This is a genomic window from uncultured Brevundimonas sp. (assembly GCF_963977465.1).
Classification (GTDB): domain Bacteria; phylum Pseudomonadota; class Alphaproteobacteria; order Caulobacterales; family Caulobacteraceae; genus Brevundimonas.
The window spans coordinates 252,905-272,526 of the sequence record NZ_CAXBOQ010000001.1 but is presented as its reverse complement, the minus strand read 5'-3'; the positions used below and the strand labels follow the sequence as shown (position 1 = coordinate 272,526).

Annotated in this window: 20 protein-coding genes, 2 tRNA genes and 1 other RNA gene; 13 read left to right on the top strand and 10 right to left on the bottom strand. The window is 66.4% G+C overall.

Annotated elements, in window-relative coordinates; translation table 11 throughout:
- Positions 1-10 precede the first annotated feature (10 nt).
- Complete coding sequence (locus AAC067_RS01450; RefSeq protein ID WP_339928826.1) at positions 11-859, top strand: 3-hydroxybutyrate dehydrogenase; 849 nt, start codon at positions 11-13, stop codon at positions 857-859.
- A gap of 69 nt (positions 860-928) precedes the next feature.
- The gene (locus AAC067_RS01445; RefSeq protein ID WP_339928824.1) at positions 929-2,509 is read left to right on the top strand and encodes an LA2681 family HEPN domain-containing protein; all 1,581 of its coding nucleotides are present in this window, start codon (positions 929-931) and stop codon (positions 2,507-2,509) included.
- A 148-nt stretch (positions 2,510-2,657) separates the two neighbouring features.
- Here the strand turns inward: AAC067_RS01445 and AAC067_RS01440 are convergent, their stop codons facing one another.
- From AAC067_RS01440 to AAC067_RS01425, 4 genes are all read right to left on the bottom strand, one after another.
- Positions 2,658-3,371 (bottom strand): XRE family transcriptional regulator, encoded by a 714-nt coding sequence (locus AAC067_RS01440; RefSeq protein WP_339928822.1) that lies wholly within the window; start codon positions 3,369-3,371, stop codon positions 2,658-2,660.
- A 65-nt stretch (positions 3,372-3,436) separates the two neighbouring features.
- Positions 3,437-4,348 carry an L-threonylcarbamoyladenylate synthase gene (locus AAC067_RS01435; protein WP_339928820.1) on the bottom strand — a complete coding sequence of 304 codons (912 nt, stop codon included), beginning with the start codon at positions 4,346-4,348 and terminating at the stop codon, positions 3,437-3,439.
- A 1-nt stretch (position 4,349) separates the two neighbouring features.
- Positions 4,350-4,910: a YceI family protein gene (locus tag AAC067_RS01430; RefSeq protein WP_339928818.1), complete on the bottom strand. Its 561-nt coding sequence runs from the start codon at positions 4,908-4,910 to the stop codon at positions 4,350-4,352.
- Positions 4,907-5,467 carry a cytochrome b gene (locus tag AAC067_RS01425; protein WP_339928816.1) on the bottom strand — a complete coding sequence of 187 codons (561 nt, stop codon included), beginning with the start codon at positions 5,465-5,467 and terminating at the stop codon, positions 4,907-4,909. Before AAC067_RS01425 ends, AAC067_RS01430 begins: the two co-directional genes overlap by 4 nt.
- Positions 5,468-5,598: 131 nt before the next feature.
- Between AAC067_RS01425 and AAC067_RS01420 the strand changes: the two genes are divergently transcribed.
- Positions 5,599-7,383, top strand: a complete 1,785-nt coding sequence (locus AAC067_RS01420; protein WP_339928814.1) for an acyl-CoA dehydrogenase — start codon at positions 5,599-5,601, stop codon at positions 7,381-7,383.
- Positions 7,384-7,392: 9 nt separating this feature from the next.
- Here AAC067_RS01420 and AAC067_RS01415 read toward each other — a convergent pair whose 3' ends face one another.
- Complete coding sequence (locus tag AAC067_RS01415) at positions 7,393-8,190, bottom strand: serine protease (protein ID WP_339928812.1); 798 nt, start codon at positions 8,188-8,190, stop codon at positions 7,393-7,395.
- Positions 8,191-8,280: 90 nt separating this feature from the next.
- Here AAC067_RS01415 and AAC067_RS01410 point away from each other — a divergent pair, with 90 nt between their 5' ends.
- The gene (locus AAC067_RS01410; RefSeq protein ID WP_339928810.1) at positions 8,281-10,452 is read left to right on the top strand and encodes a S9 family peptidase; all 2,172 of its coding nucleotides are present in this window, start codon (positions 8,281-8,283) and stop codon (positions 10,450-10,452) included.
- A 15-nt stretch (positions 10,453-10,467) separates the two neighbouring features.
- On the opposite strand, the gene AAC067_RS01405 is transcribed toward AAC067_RS01410, so the two are convergent.
- Positions 10,468-10,896, bottom strand: coding sequence for a response regulator (locus tag AAC067_RS01405; RefSeq protein WP_339928808.1), 429 nt, complete (start codon positions 10,894-10,896; stop codon positions 10,468-10,470).
- 236 nt (positions 10,897-11,132) lie between these two features.
- Positions 11,133-11,206, bottom strand: a tRNA-Gln gene (locus tag AAC067_RS01400).
- A 156-nt stretch (positions 11,207-11,362) separates the two neighbouring features.
- On the opposite strand from AAC067_RS01400, the gene AAC067_RS01395 reads away from it, so the two are divergent.
- Positions 11,363-11,439, top strand: a tRNA-Pro gene (locus AAC067_RS01395).
- 71 nt (positions 11,440-11,510) lie between these two features.
- Here the strand turns inward: AAC067_RS01395 and AAC067_RS01390 are convergent.
- Positions 11,511-12,017, bottom strand: a complete 507-nt coding sequence (locus AAC067_RS01390) for a hypothetical protein (protein ID WP_339928806.1) — start codon at positions 12,015-12,017, stop codon at positions 11,511-11,513.
- Between the two features lie 17 nt (positions 12,018-12,034).
- Between AAC067_RS01390 and AAC067_RS01385 the strand changes: the two genes are divergently transcribed.
- From AAC067_RS01385 to AAC067_RS01360, 6 genes are all read left to right on the top strand, one after another.
- Positions 12,035-12,577 (top strand): DUF924 family protein, encoded by a 543-nt coding sequence (locus AAC067_RS01385; RefSeq protein WP_339928804.1) that lies wholly within the window; start codon positions 12,035-12,037, stop codon positions 12,575-12,577.
- Between the two features lie 103 nt (positions 12,578-12,680).
- Positions 12,681-13,547 (top strand): thymidylate synthase, encoded by an 867-nt coding sequence (locus tag AAC067_RS01380; RefSeq protein WP_339928802.1) that lies wholly within the window; start codon positions 12,681-12,683, stop codon positions 13,545-13,547.
- Between the two features lie 181 nt (positions 13,548-13,728).
- The gene (locus tag AAC067_RS01375; RefSeq protein WP_339928800.1) at positions 13,729-14,028 is read left to right on the top strand and encodes a phosphoribosyl-ATP pyrophosphohydrolase; all 300 of its coding nucleotides are present in this window, start codon (positions 13,729-13,731) and stop codon (positions 14,026-14,028) included.
- Positions 14,025-15,050, top strand: coding sequence for a hypothetical protein (locus AAC067_RS01370; RefSeq protein WP_339928798.1), 1,026 nt, complete (start codon positions 14,025-14,027; stop codon positions 15,048-15,050). Before AAC067_RS01375 ends, AAC067_RS01370 begins: the two co-directional genes overlap by 4 nt.
- Before the next feature lie 8 nt (positions 15,051-15,058).
- Entirely contained in the window at positions 15,059-15,586 is a 528-nt protein-coding gene (locus AAC067_RS01365; RefSeq protein ID WP_339928796.1) for a dihydrofolate reductase, read from the top strand.
- A gap of 17 nt (positions 15,587-15,603) precedes the next feature.
- Positions 15,604-15,924, top strand: a complete 321-nt coding sequence (locus AAC067_RS01360; RefSeq protein ID WP_339928794.1) for a YbjQ family protein — start codon at positions 15,604-15,606, stop codon at positions 15,922-15,924.
- Positions 15,925-15,994: 70 nt separating this feature from the next.
- On the opposite strand, the gene AAC067_RS01355 is transcribed toward AAC067_RS01360, so the two are convergent.
- Positions 15,995-17,092 (bottom strand): NADH:flavin oxidoreductase, encoded by a 1,098-nt coding sequence (locus AAC067_RS01355; RefSeq protein ID WP_339928792.1) that lies wholly within the window; start codon positions 17,090-17,092, stop codon positions 15,995-15,997.
- Positions 17,093-17,154: 62 nt separating this feature from the next.
- The gene (locus tag AAC067_RS01350; RefSeq protein ID WP_339928790.1) at positions 17,155-18,252 is read right to left on the bottom strand and encodes an Mrp/NBP35 family ATP-binding protein; all 1,098 of its coding nucleotides are present in this window, start codon (positions 18,250-18,252) and stop codon (positions 17,155-17,157) included.
- A gap of 76 nt (positions 18,253-18,328) precedes the next feature.
- On the opposite strand from AAC067_RS01350, the gene miaA reads away from it, so the two are divergent.
- Complete coding sequence (gene miaA / locus AAC067_RS01345; protein ID WP_339928788.1) at positions 18,329-19,210, top strand: tRNA (adenosine(37)-N6)-dimethylallyltransferase MiaA; 882 nt, start codon at positions 18,329-18,331, stop codon at positions 19,208-19,210.
- Positions 19,210-19,577: a transfer-messenger RNA gene (gene ssrA / locus AAC067_RS01340) on the top strand. Before miaA ends, ssrA begins: the two co-directional genes overlap by 1 nt.
- Positions 19,578-19,622 lie beyond the last annotated feature (45 nt).

The following is a 19,622-nucleotide window of genomic DNA, read 5'->3' as shown; positions in this document are numbered from 1 at the left end:
CGACACCTCCATGTTTCACTGGCCCAAACGCGGCGACGGCTCCGACGCCGGACAGGCACCTTTTCGCGATATCGGTGACCTCAAGGGTCAGGTCGCGGTGATTTCGGGTTCGACCTCGGGCATCGGTCTGGCGCTGGCCCGGTCGGTCGCCGCGTGCGGCGGCGAGGTGGTGTTGAACGGCCTGGGCGACCCGGCCGAGATCGAGGCGACCCGGGCCGGGATCGAAGCCGATTGCGGCGTGCGGGTCCGCTACCACGCGGCCGACATGCGCCGGGGCGACGAGGTGGCCGACATGGTCGCCTTCGCCCGTCGCGAACTCGGCCGGCTCGACATTCTCGTCAACAACGCCGGGGTGCAGCACGTCGAGGCGGTCGAGAATTTCCCGTCCGACAAATGGGAACAGATCATCGCCATCAACCTGTCGTCGACCTTCTATGCGACGCGGGCGGCGATCCCGATCATGAAGGCCCAGGGCCGCGGCCGGATCGTCAACATCGCCAGCGCCCACGGCCTGGTCGCCAGCCCGTTCAAGTCAGCCTATGTCGCCGCCAAACACGGCGTGCTGGGCTTCACCAAGACGGTGGCGCTGGAACTGGCCCAGGACAACATCACCTGCAACGCCATCTGCCCCGGCTTCGTCGAGACGCCGATCGTCGAAAAGCAGATCGCCGATCAGGCCCGCACGCGCGGCATGTCGAAAGAGGCGATCCTGAAGGATGTAATCCTCGGCTCGCAGCCGACCAAACGGTTCGTCACCACGGACGAACTGGCCGGCATCTTCCTGTATCTGGTCAGCGATCTGGGGGCCTCGGCCAACGGGGCCAGCTTCTCGATCGACGGCGGCTGGACGGCGCAGTAGCGGGCGAGGCTTCGGTTCGGGACAAGGGTTACTGGATGACACACTCGCTGTTCCGGTAAGAGGCCAAGTATGCGCTCTCCCGTTCTCGACGATCTTTTGGAACTAGATCTGCCGATCCTCGACGAAGGCGAGTCTATGAACCTCGTCGCGTCGATAGTCGATCTCGCGTCTGATGAGGGAGACGACGAAGCTCTTTCACAGGCACTGGCACTCATAGATCAACTTGTGACTCGCCCGCTATCGCCACCCAACGGCGCTCGGCTTCAGTATTTTCGGGCTAACGCTTGGAGCGGGCGCCGCCACATCCAGCCCCAAGGTTGGCCCTGGGTCTCCGAAGCGATCGACAACGAACTACTGGCCATACGAAGCGCCGTTACCCACGCGGGCTTCATTCAGTTGCACACCGTTCAACAAGCCCAAATCCACACCAATCACGGCAACCTTCTCAATCACATCGGACGTTTCGTCGAGGCCATCGAGGCATGGGATCAGGCACTCGCCTTGGTGCCAAAGATGGCTATGGCGAACGGCAACCGGGGGATCGGGCTCGCTTGGTATTCCGGGCGGCTTTACGATTCCGGTCATGCCGCTCTGATCGCCACAGCCGCTCGCCGGTCCTTTGGCTTCGCCGTGGCTGACGATGCCCTGATTGAGAGCGAGGGACTAGAACCAGCCCTCAAGACTTTCGCTGAGTACGGAGCCTCGATCGACCGCCAGATCGATGTCGAGGCCGTCGAACGCACGATGACGGGTCGTCGATTTTCCCTCGGTCGGTCAAAAGACGAGCGTGCCTATCGGCAGTGGTGTCTCGCCGAGCGCCTATTCCTTAGTCCGCTCAATGACATCTGCGCGGACCCGGTGGCGGCTCACGATGCCCTAACTCTCCCGACTCTCGTGGAGGTTGGCCTTGACCGCCAAAACTTCGGTCCGCCGTTGGCCATCCGGCAATACAATCTTCTGAAACAGGAATATGTGACTGCCCGGTACGCGCTCTACGAGGCCCTTACCTCCCGACACGTTCACTTCTCTGACAGAGGCGTGCTGTTGCACGACACCCTCGATTTTCCGGCTTTCGGGTTCGCTGTCGAGCGGGCCAAGCTAGCTTTTCGAACCGCCTACGCCATCCTCGACAAAGTCGGCTACTTCCTCAATGCTTACCTTTCTTTGGGCCACCCTGAGCGTCAGGTATCCTTTCGAAACGTGTGGTTCGCGTCGCCCAACAAGAAGGACAAAGAACTTCATCCTTTCTTTGTTGACGCTGGCAACTGGCCACTTTGTGGACTCTTTTGGCTGTCGAAGGACATCTTCGACGACGCCTTCAAATCCGTCACCACGACGGATGCCCGGGAACTTTACGAGCTGCGCAATCACCTCGAGCACAAGTTCGTTTCAGTGCACGACGACATCTTGGAGGACATGGCCCTTTCCAAGCGCAAGCCGACGGCGGGTCTTTACGACATAGACTTTACTAATCTCACCGCCCGCGCGCTGCGCCAACTTAAGCTATCGCGCGCTGCCCTCATCTATTTGTCGCTTGGGGTCCATGCCGAGGAGGGAAGACGGGAGGCACAACGCGGCCCCGGCGGTTTAAGTATGCCCATGGGCCTCTATACGTTCCGAGACGCGGATAAGCGGCGCGAGCAGTGGTAGCGAACAACCTCGCCGCCCGCCTCGGCCGGTCGTTGATCGCCTCGCCGGCCCGGTCGCCGGTATGGGCGACACCGCGATCCGCGCCGGCTTCTCGCGATCCGCCACCTTCAGCCGCAGAAGGCGGTGGCAACTTCGCCCAAGCCAGACCTCACGTCAGCGCGTGGACCGAGGTGTGCCCAACGGCTTCGCGGCTGGGACGGATAACAATCTCCACGTCATGCTCAAGGGCGTTGAGGAAGCTCATCAGCTTCTCGACGGAGAACAGGTCCAGCCGGTAGTTGGCGAGCGCCGACACCTTGGACTGAGGGACGCCCAGCACCACGGCCGCATCGGTCTGTTTGAGCCGACGTTCCTTGATCAGGGCGTTGACGGCCATCGCTAGCCGCGTCTTGGTCTGACGGTCGGCGGGGTCGGAAAGACCCAGGTCGGCGAAGACGTTGCCGCCGCCCTCAGTGATGTCATTTGCCATGCTTGCCTGCCTTGCCCTTGGGCGTCCCGTAGTTGCTCTCATAGTGCTCGCGGGCGCGTTTGAGGCGTCATGCACCAGACCCACATCCGTCCGCGCCGTGCGTACGCCCGATGGCGACTTCTTCTGAAAGACGTGGAGGACATAAACCACGCCTTCGAAACGCACGGTGTAGACGCCTCGGTAGGCGTCGCCCTCGAAGCGTTCCACGATCTCGAACACGCCCGGCCCCTCGCCTTTCCAGGGCTTGGCGTCGGGGTGTTTTCCGCCGAGCGAAGCGAGGCCCAGCGCGTAACCGATGTCGCTCACCACCTCTGGCGGCAAGGCCAGAAGATCAGACTTGCAAGAGCCGACCCAATGGACCGGTCTGTCCCGAGGCGGTGGCGTAAGGGCCATACGAAGTTCATATACCAATATGGGTATATTTTGCAAGTGTCGAGAACTCACCCAGGCAGCGAACTCTACCCCACGAATCCTGCCGCCCGCTTGAGCCGGTCATTGATTGCCTCGCCCAGCCCCTGATCGGGGACCGGGGCCACGGCGATCCCGACGGGATGCTCCCGATCCGCCTCACGCAGTCGCCGGAACAGATTGGCCGCCGCCTCGCGCAGGTCGCCGGCGGGGCTGAGGCTCCAGCGCAGGTCACCGACGCCGGGGCCGAAGCCGAGCAGGATTTCACCCTCCCCCGCCGAGTCGGCATCGATCCGCACCGGGGCGTCCGGGGCATAGTGCAGGGCCAGCCGTCCGGGCGAGCGATGCCCCTGCCCGTCCGTATCGAGCGGCCCGACCAGGGCCTCGATCTCGGCCCGGGTCACGGCCCCCGGTCGCAACAGGGTCACCCGCCCGTCCAGCACCGAGACCACGGTGCTCTCGACCCCGACGGCGCAGTCGCCGCCGTCGATGGCGGCGGCGGCGGCAAAGCCGGTTTCCTCGACCGCATCAGCGAAGGTGGTCGGGCTGGGTCGTCCCGAACGGTTGGCCGAGGGGGCCACGACCGGGCCGCCGAAGGCCGCGATTACCGCACGGGCCCGCCTGTGACCGGGCACCCGGATCGCCACGCTGTCGAGCCCGGCACGGGCCAGGTCGCAGACCCGGTCGCGGTCACGCACCGGGACCACCAGGGTCAGGGGTCCGGGCCAGAAGGCCGCAGCCATGGCCCGGGCCCGGTCGTCGAACACACCGATCCGCTCGGCCGCCACCGCGTCGGCGACATGGGCGATCAACGGGTTGAAACGCGGCCTGCCCTTGGCCTCAAAAATGGCGGCCACGGCCTCGGGGTTGGCCGCGTCGGCAGCCAGCCCATAGACCGTTTCGGTCGGCAGGATCACCAGCTTGCCGGCCTTCAGAGCCTCCGCGGCCTCCCGATCCGTCACGTCAGGCCTCACGGCGGATCTGCAAGGCCACCCGGATCTGAACCTGGCGACCGACAAACCGGTTCAGCGGACCCGATGTGCCGATGCCGAAATCGGTCCGGTCCAGGCTGAAGCCACCGACCATGCGGGCGAGGTCGCCGTCGACGTTCAGGACTACGGGAAAGCGCACCGGCCGGGTGCGCCCCCGGATCGAGACGTCGGCCAGCGCCGTAAAGGTGCCGTCAGCGAGGGGGGCCAGCGACCGCAGTTCGAACCGGATTTGCGGATAGCGGGCGGCGTCGAGAAAGGCCGGGCCCGTGGCTCGCCGGGTGGCGACGGCCGGGCGCATCTGCAGCGAGGCGGCCTGTACCACCACGGTCGCCCGGGTCCGGGCCGGTGCCGCCGGGTCGAAGCGGATGTCGCCGTCCCAGGTTTCGAACCGGCCGGAATGATCCCCGCCGAAGGCGCGGACCTGCATATCGATGGTCGAGCTCTGACGCACGACGGTCCATCCGGGCGGCGAGGCCAGACCCGTCGTCATCAGGGCCAGCAGACCCGCCAGCAGGACGGCGCGCCGCCTCACGGTCGACGGCGAATGAACGGCAGCATCCGGTGCAGGACGTTATCGCGGTTCACAAAATGATGCTTCAGCGCACCCAGCACGTGAAGACCGATCAACACGTACAGGACCTTAACCCCCGTCCCGTGCGCCGTGATGAAGGTTTTGGCCAGATCGCGGTCCAGCGGAACCGGCAGACCTGGCCAGGTGAACAGGCCGAACCATTCGATGGCGCGCCCGGCCGCCGAAGATGCGGCCCAGCCTCCCAGCGGCAGGCCGATCAGCAGGATATAGAACAGCACATGGCTGCTCCGGGCGATGATTTTCTGCCAGCGCGGCGTCGCGTCCGGCAGGGGAATGGCCGGATTGAATATCCGCCACAACAGACGCGCGAGCGTCAGCACCAGAATGGTCAGACCGACAGACTTGTGCAGACCGATATAGGTCCCGGCCATCGGATCGTCGGACGCATCGTAGCCTTCATAGATCGTGATCAGAACGATCTGGAGCACAACCAGCAGGGCCAGTCCCCAGTGCAGGGTCAGGGACACGGTCGAATAACGGTGGCGGGGCTCAGCCATGTGTCTTCCATTCCGTGGCGGCAGGATGCGAGATTGCCGGACATGCCGGGGTTTTCCAAGGACCCTTGCACCACCCTGTCTACACCGGCAGACACTCACAGATACACTGAAGACCTCGTCAGGACCCTCCGATGACCTACCGTGCGCCCGTCCGTGATCTTGCCTTCACCCTCGAGGCTATCGCCGGCATCGAACAGGTCGCCGCCAGCGGGGCCTTCCCCGATTACGACAGCGAACTGATGGGCGCGGTGCTGGAAGCGGCGGGGCAGTTTTCCGAAGGCGTGCTGGCCCCGCTGAACCGCACCGGCGACCAGCAGGGCTCGACCATCACCGACGGCAATGTCACCGCCGCCCCCGGCTTCGCCGACGCCTACCGCCAGTTCGCCGCCGGGGGCTGGACCAGCCTGTCGGCCTCGACCGGGGCCGGTGGCCAGCACCTGCCCAAGGCGCTGGAACTGGCGGCCTATGAGACCGTGCATTCGGCCAACATGGCCTTCGGCCTGTGCCCGATGCTGTCGCTGGCCACGATCGAAGCGCTGGAGGCGCACGGCACGGACCATCAGAAGTCGACCTATCTGACCAAACTGGTGTCCGGCGAATGGACCGGGGCCATGGTCCTGACCGAGCCCCAGGCCGGGTCCGACCTCGGGGCCCTGACCGCCACAGCCGTGCCGAACGGCGACGGCACCTATGCCCTGAGCGGCCAGAAGATCTTCATCACCTGGGGCGACCACGACGCCACCGACAACATCGTCCACATGGTGCTGGCCCGTCTGCCCGACGCCCCCGCGGGCCCCAAGGGCATCAGCCTGTTCCTCGCCTCGAAATATGCGGTCAATGCCGATGGCTCGCTGGGCGCGCGCAACGCGTTCAGGCCCGTCGGCCTCGAGCACAAGCTGGGCATCCACGCCTCACCGACCTGTGTGATGAGCTATGAGGGCGCGACCGCCGAACTGGTGGGGCAGCCCAATCAGGGCCTGTCGCATATGTTCGTCATGATGAACGCGGCCCGTCTCGCCGTCGGCATGGAAGGGGTCGGCATCGCCGAACGCGCCTATCAGCACGCCCTCGCCTATGCAGCCGAGCGGCGGCAGGGTCGGTCGATCTGGACGGGCGAGAAGAACGCGCCGATCCTCGACCACCCCGACGTGCGACGCACCCTTTCGGTGATGAAGGCCAAGATCGCCGCCGCCCGCGCCATCTGCCTGTCGACCGGCGTCGCCGCCGATCTGGCGAAGCACGCCGCGAGCGCGGAAGACCGTCAGGCCTGGAAGGGTCGTGAGGACCTGTTCACGCCGATCGCCAAGGCCTGGTCGACCGATGTCGGCTGCGAGGTGGCCTCGCTGGGTGTGCAGATTCACGGCGGCATGGGCTTCATCGAAGAAACCGGTGCGGCCCAGTACTATCGCGACGCCCGTATCGCCCCGATCTACGAAGGCACAAACGGCATTCAGGCCATGGACCTGGTCGGTCGCAAACTGGCCCAGGACGGCGGGGATTCGGCCCGGGCCCTGATCCAGGAGATGAAGCTGACCCTGCTGGAGCTGCCGCGCCTCTATGACGGCAAGCCGCTGGAACGGTTCGCCAATGCCGTTGAGGCCGTTCAGGACGCGACCTACTGGATTCTCGACCGCAAGGCCGCCGAGGACGGCGAGGCCGACGTACTGGCCGCCGCCGATGCCTATCTGAAGCTGCTGGGCGATGTTGTCGGCGGCTGGCTACTGGCCAAGGGGGCGCTGGCCGCTAAGGCCCGGCTCGACGCCGGTGACGGCGACGCGGTCTGGCTCAACGGCAAGATTACGCTGTACGAGGTCTATGCCGCCAATGTGCTGGGCCATGCGTCGAGCCGCCTCGCCGCCGTCGGTCAGGGCGGGGCCCTGCTGGAACGGATGACGGCCGAGGTTCTGGCCGGCTGAACCCCGCCGTCACGGCTCCGGCGCGGCGTCCATCAGGGCGATGGCCTCGCGCACATATTGAGCGTGGGCGACCACACCGATGCCCAGCCCTTCGCCGTCGACCTCAACCGCCTGAACCAGCACCCCGGCGATGAACGGATGGTCCGGCATCGGCGTGCCCGGCAGCCGCCGCGCGCTCGGCGTCCAGAATACCGGCCCGCCCGAGTCCCCGGCATGGACCGGGAAGTCGAGCAGGAAGGTCGGGAAGGCACTGATCGGGGTCAGCGGCCACGAGGCGATCCGTCCGACCCTCAGGATCGGGAACCCGGCCCGGTTGGCCGACAGGCCACGCGGAAACCCCAGCGACAGCAGTTCGTCGCCCGGCCCGACCTGCCACCGGTCAAACTCGGTGGCCTCGGCCAGCCAGCCCAGCGGGATGGCCGCCCGGGCGAAGGTTTCCGGGGCGACGATCGCCATCACCGCGATGTCGTGGTCCGGATGGCGGGTCCAGACCGGCGTCCGGTCGACCTCGCGGATACGCAGCGGTTCCGGCGTGAACCGCCACGCCCCGTCCGGCAGGGCGATGCGCCAGCCGATCCGTGCCTCGGTCGTCGGCATCCGCTCCAGCACATGGGCGGCGGTGACCAGCACGGTGCGCGGCGTACCGTCCGGCCGCGGAGCCTCGACCAGAAAGCCGGTCCCGACCGTGCGCCGACCGTTTCCGTCCGGCTGGTCCAGTTGCACCGTGGCGTCGATCAGCCCCCGGGTCAGGTCCCACGACGGCGCTGAAACCGGCACGGGCACGGGCGGGATCTGGATCGCGATCATGGAAACTCCGGGGCACAGGGGCGGAACTTCATTTGACGGCGCACACCGCGCGCGCACAAGGTCCGGCCACACCGACAGGAGCCAGGCTCGATGAACCGCCGTGAACTGATCGCCACCGCCGCCGCGACCGCCGTCGCCGGCCCTGCCCTCGCCCGCCAGCCTTCCGGAGCCTCGATGACCCGTCCCCAAGCCCCCGTCGCGAAGAAGATTCCCGTGACCATCGAACAGCTGGGCCGGGTCCGGACCGATGACTATCAGTGGATGAAGGACGACAACTGGCAAGCGGTGCTGCGCGATCCCACCCTGATCAAGGCCGAGGTCAAGGAGCACCTGACCGCCGAGAACGCCTATCGCGAGGCGATGATGGCCTCGACCGTGCCGCTGCAGGCGACGATGTTCGAGGAGATGAAGGGGCGTATCAAGGAGGATGACAGTTCGGTGCCGTCGCCGGATGGTCCGTGGGCGTACTACACCGAGTTCAAGACCGGGGATCAGCACCCGCGGTTCATGCGCACACCCCGCGACGGTTCCGGTACGGCCCAGTCGCTGCTCGATTCCAACGCCCTGGCCCAAGGCAAGGCCTATTCGCAGGTCTCAGCTGCCGACCACAGCCCCGACCACGCCCTGTTCGCCTATGCCGAGGACGCCCAGGGCTCGGAGGTACACCAGATCTATATCAAGGATCTGGCGACCGGCGACCTGCTGCCCGATCCGATCGGTTCGGCCACCGGCGACTTCACCTTCTCGCCGGACAGCCAGTGGATTTTCTGGACCAATCGCAACGACAACGGCCGTCCGGACAAGATCTTCCGCCGCCCGGTGCGCGGCGGCGAGACCAGCCTGGTCTATGAAGAGGCCGACGAGGGCATGTTCATCAGCGTCGGCCGCACCTCCGACGACGCCTTCGTGCTGATCTCGATCGCCAATCAGGAGACCTCGGAGGCCCGGGTCATTCCGGCCGCGACCCCGACCGCCACGCCGGCCGTTCTGGAACCGCGCCACACCGCCCGCTTGTACGATGCCGACCACTGGGGCGACCGCTGGGTGATCCGCACCAATGCCGACGACAGCATCGACTTCAAGATCGTCGAGGCCCCGACCGCAACGCCCGGCAAGGCCCACTGGACCGATCTGGTCGCCCATGCGCCGGGCCGCTACATCGAGGGCGTCGCCCTGGTGAAGGATTTCATCGGCCGCCAGGAGCGCGCCGACGCCAACACCACCATCGTCATCCGCGAACGCTCAGGCACCGAACACCAGATCGCCGTCGACGAGCCCGCCTATGCGCTGTCGTTGCGCGGGGCGTCGGAGTTCGACACCACGGTCATGCGCTACGGCTACAGCTCACCGTCGACGCCGAACTCGACCTATGACTACGATCTGGCGACACGCGAACGGACCCTGCGCAAGGTTCAGGAGGTGCCGTCCGGCCACGACCCGGCCGACTATGTCGTCGAGCGACTGAACGCCCCCGCCGCTGACGGCGCGCTGGTGCCGGTGACCATCGTGCGGCGCAAGTCGACGCCGGTCGACGGATCGGCGCCGCTGCTGCTGTACGGCTATGGCTCCTATGGCATTCCGATGTCGGCCAGTTTCTCGACCAACCGGCTATCGCTGGTCGACCGGGGCTGGATCTATGCCATCGCCCACATCCGTGGGGGCTCGGACAAGGGCTGGGGCTGGTTCCTCGACGCGCGCCGTTTCACCAAGAAGAACACCTTCACCGACTTCGTTGCGGCGGCCGAACATCTGATCGGCAGCGGCCACGGTAAGGTCGGTCATATCGTCGCCCAGGGTGGCTCGGCCGGGGGACTGCTGATGGGGGCGGTCAACAACATGCGGCCCGACCTGTGGGCCGGGGTGATCGGTCAGGTGCCGTTCGTCGACGTGATCAACACGATGAGCGACACCAGCCTGCCGCTGACCCCGCCGGAATGGCCCGAGTGGGGCAACCCCATCGAGGACCCCGAGGCCTACGATTACATGATGAGCTACAGCCCCTACGACAACGTCGAGGCCAAAGCCTATCCGGCCGTGCTGGCCACCGGCGGCCTGTCGGACCCGCGCGTGACCTATTGGGAACCGGAGAAATGGGTCGCCAAGCTGCGACCCGCCACGACCTCGGGCAAGCCGATCCTGCTGAAGATCAACATGGAGGCGGGCCACGCCGGATCGTCAGGGCGGTTCGACTATCTGAAAGAGGTCGCCCACGACTACGCCTTCGCGGTCTGGGCCATCGACAAGGGCTGGGCGGTGGTCTGATCGACCGTCCCCGGCTCAGTGGAGCCTGACGTTGGGATCCAACCGCGTCATCCACGGGGCGATCCGGAACCGGCGTGGAGTCGCGCCGACGGTGTGGTTGACGATGAACTCGCGGGCAAAGCCGACGACGTCGTTGACCGTTCGTTCGTCGATCGGCTTGGACATCACGCCAAGCGCTCCGGAGAAGCCTTCGGGGATCTGTTCGGGATTGGCCGTCAGAAAGACCACCGCCGCGCCGAATTGTTTGACGAGGGCCTGCGCCACCAGCGGCCCGGTCATGCCGTCCAGCAGATTGATGTCGACCAGCGCCAGGTCCGGGCGCTCGCGCTCGGCAAGGGCCAGGGCACCGGCGCGGTCCATGGCGCAGCCCACGACCGCGCAGCCTGAGTCGGCCAGGACCAGCTCAAGTTCCATGGCCAGCAAGGCCTGGTCTTCGACGATCATGACCCGAAGGTCAGGCTTTGCGGACAAACCGATCCCAACTCGTACAGCGCCCCGGCACGATCATGTGTCGGATAGCGGACACTTTGAACGCGCGTCACCGGAAATGGTTCACGCGTATTGACCGTGCGGGGATCGGACTTCCGTCAGGGCCGGAGGTGAAAATGTCAGATTTGTCCGGGTCGGGCGAAATCGCCGCTCACGACGGTCCCGCGACACCGCCGGCAGCGGCGGACGGATGGCTGGGGAACAAGGACTCGAACCTTGAACGACGGTACCAAAAACCGCTGTGTTACCATTACACCATTCCCCAGCAGGTCCGGCATCCCTGACGACAGTGCGTCAGGAGGCGGTCGGGATACGCGAACGTCGCGGGCGATGCAACACCCGCTTTTCAGACAATTTTGCAGGAGCGAATATCCCCGCTTGCGGCGGTCTGGCCCCACCGTTATAAGCCGCGTCCTTAAGTCGGAGTGTGGCTCAGTCTGGTAGAGCACTGCCTTCGGGAGGCAGGGGTCGGAGGTTCGAATCCTCTCACTCCGACCAAATATCCGGTTTCCCCCCGGATCGGACCGGCCAAACGCCCGGTTGCAGCGGGGCAGACCCGGCCCACGGTTCTACTCCGGTGCCCATCCAACCGGGCGGCGCACCGTTCCCTCGATACGAAGCTCGCCATCGGTCATGGTGATGTCGTCCAGGCTCATGCCGACCCACTGCAGGTCGCCGCCGGCGACGTTGACGTACATGTCGAGGATATCGAAGGCGAAGAAGGCCGCCAGGACCCGCTTTCGCTTGTCGTGCGGCAGGACGAACATCTCATCAAGCGACGGATGGCCGGTCGCGCCCTCGTAAAGGGGCTCGAAGCCAACGCCCGCGTCGTCCTCACGCAGTTCGGCCATGACCTGCTCGAAGCGGGGCCGGAAGCGGAGCAGGAACGGGGCCTCTTCGGCGAGCAGAACGAACGGGTATGTCTTCAGGGGGGGATCGGACTGTCGGCCGAAATTGAACTGGCTGAAGGCGACCGTCCGGGCCTCGACGCGCTGGCCAGCGACCCGAATCTCGGCCTCCAGCGGTGCGTCCGTCGGAGCCGGCCCGGCGATATCTGATGGAAAGTCTGACGACATTCGATCATCCTTCGGTCATGAGTGCCAAGATCACACCCGACGAGGTCATCACCTTCTGGAAAGATGCCGGCCCCGGCAAGTGGTTCGCCAAGGACGACGCCTTTGATGCCGAGTTCCGCCGTCGCTTTGAAGACGCCCATTTCACCGCCGCACGACGCGAGCTGGACGCCTGGATGGAGACGGCGGACGGGGCCCTGGCCCTGCTGATCCTGCTGGACCAGTTCCCGCGCAATGTGTTTCGCGGCACCGGCCATGCCTTCGCCACCGACCCGCTGGCCCTCAGCCTGGCGCGCGAGGCTGTAACGCGCGGCCATCACGATGCGGTCGACCCGACCCTGCGCAATTTCCTGCTGCTGCCGTTCGAACATTCCGAACGGCTGGAGGATCAGGACCGCTATCTGGAACTGGTCGCCGGAAATGCCGATTCCGAGAAATGGGGCCGCATCCACCGCGACATCATCGTGCGCTTCGGCCGCTTCCCGCATCGCAACGCCGCCCTGGGCCGTGAGACCACGTCGGAGGAACAGACCTTCCTCGACAGCGGCGGTTTCGGGGGCTGAAGGCCAGAATCGCCCCAAACCATCCCGGAAACCGGTCACCTTTCTGTGGGCAAGCGAATCAGACGGCTGATCACGCGCACGAATCAGCGGCATCCTTCGGGGCATGAACGCCCTGGCCCAGATCGCTGACCTTCAGACCCGCACCGGGGCCGTTCCGGCCGCGTCAGCGGACCACCCCGAGTTCCAGTATCTGAACCTGCTGCGCGACATCCTCGACAACGGCGTGCGGCGCGATGACCGGACCGGCACCGGGACCCTGGGCGTGTTCGGTCGCCAGATCCGCTTCGACCTGGCCAGGGGCTTTCCGCTGCTGACCACCAAGAAGCTGCACCTGCGGTCCATTCTGGTTGAACTGCTGTGGTTCCTGCGTGGTGACACCAATATCGCCTGGCTGCAGGAGAACGGCTGCTCGATCTGGAACGAATGGGCCGACGACAGCGGTGACCTTGGCCCGGTCTACGGCAAGCAGTGGCGCTCATGGGCCACGCCGAACGGCGAGACCATCGACCAGATCACCCGACTGGTCGAAGGGCTGAAGACCAATCCCAACAGCCGCCGCCACATCGTCAGCGCTTGGAACCCGGGCGATATCGACGACATGGCGCTGCCGCCCTGCCACTGCCTGTTCCAGTTCTTCGTCGCCGACGGCAAGCTGAGCTGCCAGCTGTATCAGCGCAGCGCCGACGTGTTTCTGGGCGTGCCGTTCAACATCGCCTCCTACGCCCTGCTGACCCTGATGGTGGCGCAGGTGTGTGGTCTGGAGCCGGGCGAGTTCGTGCACACGTTCGGCGACGCCCACCTGTATCTGAACCACGTCGAACAGGCCGAGCTGCAGCTGACGCGCCAGCCCCTGCCCCTGCCGGTCATGACCATCACCCCGCACGACGACCTGTTCGCCTATACGCCCGCCGACTTCGTACTCAGCGACTATGCGCCCTGGCCCCACATCAAGGCCGCGGTCGCGGTTTGATGGCCGGTCTCCTCCCTGTTCGCGTCGCGAATGGGGAGGTGGCGCGGCGCAGCTTCGCGCCGTGACGGAGGGGTTAGGGTCCACGCCTGAGCGTCTCCCCTCCACCACTTCGTGGTCCCCCTCCCCACCGCTACGCGGCAAGGAGGAGACAGGGCCGCCGTCCAGCCTGTAGGACCGTCCCATGAACCTCTCTGATCTAACCGCATCCGTCCTGCGCATCTCCGACATCTATGCCGCCGAGCACAATATCGACCGCGACCGCGACTGGGCCCTGCTGAAGCTGCAGGAGGAGCTGGGTGAGCTGACGGCCGAGCATCTGCGCCTGACCGGCCGGGCGCGCGGCACACCGGACAAGGACAAGCTGGGCGACGAGGCAGCGGACGTGCTGGGGATGTTGCTGCTATACTGCGATCGTGCGGGCATCGATCTCGAAACCGCGATGCAGCGGAAGTGGCTGCACTGGCTGGAAAAAACCGCATGAGGGTCACGCATCGCCTGACCAGACTGGTCGTCGCTTTCGGACTGGCGATCGTCGCATCCCCCTCGGCCGCTCAAACCCTGCGCACGGAGATCATCACCATCACACCGCCCGAGGGGTGGGTGTCGAGCGTCTGGCGGGGTGGAACCTTCGAACTCGGCGAGTTCACACCTCCGGGGCAGACCGGCGCGGCCTACATCGACGTTCTCGGCTACAGCGCCCTGCCGCAAGCCGCGAGCAGGCTCGACACGGTCGATAAGCTGCGGGACTTCGAATCCCGGGACGCCTCCGGTGATTGCCGTATCTCGGCGATGCACGAGCGAGTCGCGCCTGACGGCTGGTTCGCGCTCGCCCGCATCTGCGTCGGGCGGGACGGAGCCGAAACCGACATCGCTGAGCTGGAGTTCGCCGTCACCACCGCGACCAGCCAGGCCGTCTACCGCGTCTGGCGTGCTCACCGCGCCCCGTTTGCCGAACTCGCAGCGCGGACGGGCCTCGCCAACCTCGTTCCCGGAAACCTGGATGAAACCAGTTTCGCCGCCCTGACGGCCGCCTGGGAGCCGGTCCTCGCGCCCGACCTTGAGAGGCGCAACATCTGCGATCTGACCCAACCCGTCGACTGCACCGATTTTGCCCAAAGCCTTCCGCCCGGGGGCGAGCGCTGGTTCGAAGGTAAGGGCTATGTCATCGGTGCCTGGGCTCCCGGCCAGAACCGGATCACCCGCGCCAGGTTCCGCGAATTCTTCCAGCTGACCGAGGACGACGGCACACCCAACATGGTCATCATCCGTCTCGGGCCTGACGACGTCGATTGGGATGACGCGTCATCGGTAGACAGGCTGCTGACCATGTTCGCCTATGGCCAGGCCGCCGACGGAGCCTTTCTGGGGGTGGCCGATCCGGAAGGTCAGCTCTCGGCGAACGAGCGGGCGAGGCTTCGCGCCCGGATTATCGAGTTACTTCGCCGCCTTGTAAGGCCGGGGACGTCTCCGTCCGACATTGTCGTCGCCCTGCCCGCCGGATAGAAGCGCCCATGCCCATTCCCTCCCTCGCCCTCGTTGTCGCCCGCGCCCGCAACGGGGTGATCGGCCGCGACGGGGATTTGCCGTGGAAGCTGCGTTCGGACCTGCAGCGGTTCAAGGCCATCACCGTGGGCAAGCCCTGCATCATGGGCCGCAATACGTGGGAGAGCCTGCCGCTGCGGCCCCTGCCCGGCCGGCTGAATATCGTCCTGACCCGCGACGAGGGCTATGAGGCCGACGGCAAGTCGCGCGGGGCGCTGGTCTGCACCACCCTGGACGAGGCGCTGGACATCGCCCGCGAGCACGGGGCCGAGGATGAGGTCGACGAGATCTGCGTGATCGGTGGCACCGCCCTGTTCGCGGCCACCCTGGGCCGGGCCAAGACCCTGTACATCACCGAGGTCGAGGCCGAGCCCGAGGGCGACGCCCTGTTCCCGCCCTTCGATGAATCCGCCTTCGAGGAGGTCGCCAGCGAACGCCACGAGCCCGGCGAGAAGGACGACCACGCCTTCACCTTCCGCGTCCTGAAACGACGCTAAGCATCAGGAGGCCCTCAATGATCGTGGTCACCACCAATGAGCTGTCCGGCTATCGCATCGTGCGACAGGTCGGGCTGGTGCGCGGCATCACCGTGCGGTCGCGCAGCGTGGTCGGCAATCTGGGCGGACAGATCCAGGCCGTGTTCGGCGGCAAGCTGTCGATCTACGTCAACCTGGCCGAGACGGCCCGGCAGGAGGCGCTGGAGCATCTGATCGAACACGCTCAGGAGCAAGGGGCCAACGCCATCCTGGCCATGCGTTACGACGCCAACGAGATCATGGACGGCATCACCGAGGTGCTGGCCTATGGCACGGCGGTGGTGGTTGAGGCTGATTAGGTCGTAGGAATTAGGGCTTAGGTCTTAGGGGAGCGCTCGCCCTAATTCCTAAGCCCTACTCCCTAATTCCTCAGCTCAACGTCGCCATCGCCGAGCGTTCGAAATCCTTCAGCTCGTCATGACGTCCGTCGCGAATCTTCTCGACCCAATGCGGATCGGCCAGCAGGGCGCGGCCGACGGCGACCAGATCGAACTCCCCGGCCTCCAGACGCTTGACCAGACCGTCCAGTGAGGCGGGCTTGGAGCCGGCCCCGCCGAAGGCGGCGATGAACTCGCCGTCCAGACCGACCGAGCCGACGGTGATGGTCGGCAGGCCGGTCAGCTTCTTGGTCCAGCCGGCGAAGTTGAGGTCCGAGCCGTCGAATTCCGGCTCCCAGAAGCGGCGTTGCGAGCAATGGAAGACATCGACCCCGGCCTCGGCCAGCGGGGCCAGCCATTCCGCCAGTTCATCCGGCGTCAGGGCGTTCCGGACGGCGTAGTCCTGCAGCTTCCACTGCGACAGGCGCATGATCAGGGCCATGTCCGGGCCGACGCCCTCGCGCACGGCCTTGACCACCTCGGCCCCGAAACGGGCACGGTCGCGGATCGTGGCCCCGCCCCAGCGGTCGTCGCGGTCGTTGAGGCCGGACCAGAAGAACTGGTCGATCAGATAGCCGTGGGCGGCATGAATTTCGACCGCGTCGAATCCCAGCTCGCGCGTGGCGCGGGCGGAGCGACCGAAGGCGGCGATGGTGTCGGCGATGTCCTCGTCCGACATCGGCGCGAGGCCCCGCTTGCCCGGCGTGGTCATGCCCGAGGGGCTGTCGACCTTGCCGAGCGGGGACCAGTCGTCGCCGCGACCGCGGGCCGAACCGACGTGCCACAGCTGGGGCGCGATCAGGCCGCCGGCGGCGTGAACTTCCTCGACCACCGTCTTCCATTCCGGCAGGGCCTCGCCGTGAAAGACCGGCACGGCGGCGTCATTGCGGGCGGCGGGGCGGTCGATGACGGTGCCCTCGGTGATGATCAGGCCGACGTCCCCCTCGGCCCGACGGCGATAGTAGGCGGCGACATCACTGGTCGGGATGCCACCGGGCGAGAAGGACCGCGTCATCGGGGCCATGACGATGCGGTTGGGCATCTTCAGGGACTTGACCTGGAAGGGCTGGAACAGGGCGTCGACGCTCATCGGGATTCCTCATCGCATACTGGAACCGACAAGGTGGCGATTAGAGTTGCGTTTGGAAACCCTCAGAGGTCGAGTTTCTCAACGACGGCGGCGGCCACCACGCCGAAACGGCGCGCCATATCCCCGTCCCGCTCGACCGCGACCAGCGGCCGACCCGCGTCGCCGCCCTCGCGCAGGGCCTGACTGAGCGGCAGGTCGCCGAGGAAGGCCACACCGAGGCGTTCGGCCTCGTCCCGCGCTCCGCCGTGACCGAAGATCGGAATGAGATCGCCGGTGACCGGATCGGGAAAGCCACTCATGTTCTCGATCAGACCCAGGGTTTTGGCCCCGACCTTCTCGAACATGGTGTGGGCCCGGCGAGCGTCGGCCAGGGCCACCTCCTGCGGGGTCGAGACGATGACCATGCCGTCCAGCAGGGTCTTCTGCACCAGCGTCAGATGCACGTCGCCGGTGCCGGGCGGCAGGTCGACGACCAGAATGTCCGTCGGTTCGGCCTCGGTGCCCCAGCGCGTCTGGGTCAGCATCTGGGTCAGGGCCTGCGAGGCCATCGGCCCGCGCCAGATCATCGCGTCCTCGGCCTTCGTCAGCAGGCCCACCGACATCACCTTCAGCTCGAACGCCTCGTGAGGGATCAGGGCCCCGTCGACATAGTCCGGCTTGCCCGAGACGCCGAGCATGGTCGGCAGGGACGGGCCATAGACGTCGGCGTCCAGCAGACCGATGCGCAGGCCCCGCGCCGCCAGCGCACAGGCCAGATTGACCGCCACGGTCGACTTGCCGACCCCACCCTTGCCACTGGCCACGCCGATGACCCGCCGCACATGGGCCGGGCGTTCGGTCGCCACCGGGGCCTTGGCCCGCGACTGGTCCATGGCCTGGGGCGACAGGCCCGCCGTGCGCCGGGCGGGGGCCTGAACGGCCTCGGCGGTCAGGACGACGGACACACGCGCCATCCCGGGCAGCGCCGCCAGAGCCGCCTCGGCTGCGTCCCGAACCGGCGCATACTGGCCGGTCTCGCCCGCCGGCACCTCAATGACGAATCCGGCCCGGTCCTCGGCCACCACCAGACCCTGCACCAGACCCGCCTCGAACAGCGGTTTACCCGATTTCGGATCGATCACCGCCTCGAGGGCGGCGAGAACGGCGGCACGGTCAACCACGGGGAAACTCCGACAAACCTTGAGGCGGGGGCCGGGGCGTTCTATCGCCCCCGGACACAAACCGCGAGCCACTGCATTGTCACAGCCCCTGATCCAGCTGATCGCCGGCCCGACCGCCTCGGGCAAGTCCCGGCTGGCGCTGGAGACGGCCGAGCAGACCGGGGCGGTGATCGTCAATGCTGACAGCCAGCAACTGTATGCCGACCTGCGCATCCTGTCGGCCCGACCCACGGCCGAGGACGAGGCGCGCGCCGAACACCGCCTCTATGGAATTGCCGACGCCGCCGACGCCTGGTCGGTCGGTCGCTGGAGTCGGGCCGTGATGCCGGTGCTGGCCGAACTGACCGCCGAGGGCCGCCCTGCCCTGCTGGTCGGCGGCACCGGTCTGTATTTCAACGCCCTGACACGGGGACTGGCCGACATTCCCGACATCCCCGATTCCGTGCGCGACGAGATCGGCGCGCTCTACGACTCGGCCGGAGAGGGTTCGGTCCGTCGGCGTCTGGTTGAGGCCGATCCCGAGTCCGAGGCCGCCATTGCCCCCGGTGACCGCCAGCGGCTGATCCGCGCCCTCGCCGTGCTGACCGTGACCGGGCAACCGCTCAGCGTCTGGCGCGCCGACACCCGCCCCCTGCTGGCCGAGGACAGCTGGCAGGCCGTGGTGATGGAACCGCCGCGTGACCGTCTCTATGCCGCCTGTGATGCCCGGGTCTCGGCCATGATCGAACAGGGGGCGCTGGATGAGGTGCGGGCGCTGGTGGCCCGACGCCTGGATCCGACCCTGCCGGCGATGAAGGCCGTCGGTGTGCGCGATTTCGCTGCCCATCTGCGCGGCGAAGTCAGCCTGAACGACGCCGTCGCCGCTGTGCAGCAGGCGACTCGCAACTATGCCAAACGCCAGCTGACCTGGTTCCGGAACCAGACGCCGGACTGGGCGCGCCACCCCGGCTTCACCTGACCCTTGGAATACCGCCCCTAAGCGCCTATATTGGGTGTGCCGGGGCTTGCTCCGGATATGGCGATAAACGTGCTTGTAATAAGCGGACCGGACCCGGGTGCGATTCCCGGCGGCTCCACCATTTCTTCCCCGCGTTATCGGCGGAGCGAGCATGGGGCCGACTAGCATCGACGGACGTGTAAAAAGGTTTCTTTCGCCCGTCCTGGCCTACCGTATCGGGCCATTTTCTAACTGCGAACGATAACTTCGCTGGAGAAGTCCGCCTCGCCGCGTAATGCGGTTCGGTTGATTTCGAACTCTTAAGTCCTCAGGGATCAGTTCCTGGGGCGGGGCCGCCGGGGGGCCCGTCAACAGAACCCCCGGCACTTTTCCGGTTTTCGGCCCCGGCCGAAGCCCTTGGACTGACATTTCC

Bases quoted from the DNA above. Each gene is read 5' to 3' on its own strand.
- AAC067_RS01450 (WP_339928826.1), top strand. From the start codon at position 11: ATGTTTCACTGGCCCAAACGCGGCGACGGCTCCGACGCCGGACAGGCA.
- AAC067_RS01445 (WP_339928824.1), top strand. From the start codon at position 929: ATGCGCTCTCCCGTTCTCGACGATCTTTTGGAACTAGATCTGCCGATC.
- AAC067_RS01440 (WP_339928822.1), bottom strand. From the start codon at position 3,371: ATGGCCCTTACGCCACCGCCTCGGGACAGACCGGTCCATTGGGTCGGC.
- AAC067_RS01425 (WP_339928816.1), bottom strand. From the start codon at position 5,467: ATGGCTGAGCCCCGCCACCGTTATTCGACCGTGTCCCTGACCCTGCAC.
- AAC067_RS01420 (WP_339928814.1), top strand. From the start codon at position 5,599: ATGACCTACCGTGCGCCCGTCCGTGATCTTGCCTTCACCCTCGAGGCT.
- AAC067_RS01415 (WP_339928812.1), bottom strand. From the start codon at position 8,190: ATGATCGCGATCCAGATCCCGCCCGTGCCCGTGCCGGTTTCAGCGCCG.
- AAC067_RS01410 (WP_339928810.1), top strand. From the start codon at position 8,281: ATGAACCGCCGTGAACTGATCGCCACCGCCGCCGCGACCGCCGTCGCC.
- AAC067_RS01405 (WP_339928808.1), bottom strand. From the start codon at position 10,896: ATGATCGTCGAAGACCAGGCCTTGCTGGCCATGGAACTTGAGCTGGTC.
- AAC067_RS01390 (WP_339928806.1), bottom strand. From the start codon at position 12,017: ATGTCGTCAGACTTTCCATCAGATATCGCCGGGCCGGCTCCGACGGAC.
- AAC067_RS01385 (WP_339928804.1), top strand. From the start codon at position 12,035: ATGAGTGCCAAGATCACACCCGACGAGGTCATCACCTTCTGGAAAGAT.
- AAC067_RS01380 (WP_339928802.1), top strand. From the start codon at position 12,681: ATGAACGCCCTGGCCCAGATCGCTGACCTTCAGACCCGCACCGGGGCC.
- AAC067_RS01375 (WP_339928800.1), top strand. From the start codon at position 13,729: ATGAACCTCTCTGATCTAACCGCATCCGTCCTGCGCATCTCCGACATC.
- AAC067_RS01370 (WP_339928798.1), top strand. From the start codon at position 14,025: ATGAGGGTCACGCATCGCCTGACCAGACTGGTCGTCGCTTTCGGACTG.
- AAC067_RS01365 (WP_339928796.1), top strand. From the start codon at position 15,059: ATGCCCATTCCCTCCCTCGCCCTCGTTGTCGCCCGCGCCCGCAACGGG.
- AAC067_RS01360 (WP_339928794.1), top strand. From the start codon at position 15,604: ATGATCGTGGTCACCACCAATGAGCTGTCCGGCTATCGCATCGTGCGA.
- AAC067_RS01355 (WP_339928792.1), bottom strand. From the start codon at position 17,092: ATGAGCGTCGACGCCCTGTTCCAGCCCTTCCAGGTCAAGTCCCTGAAG.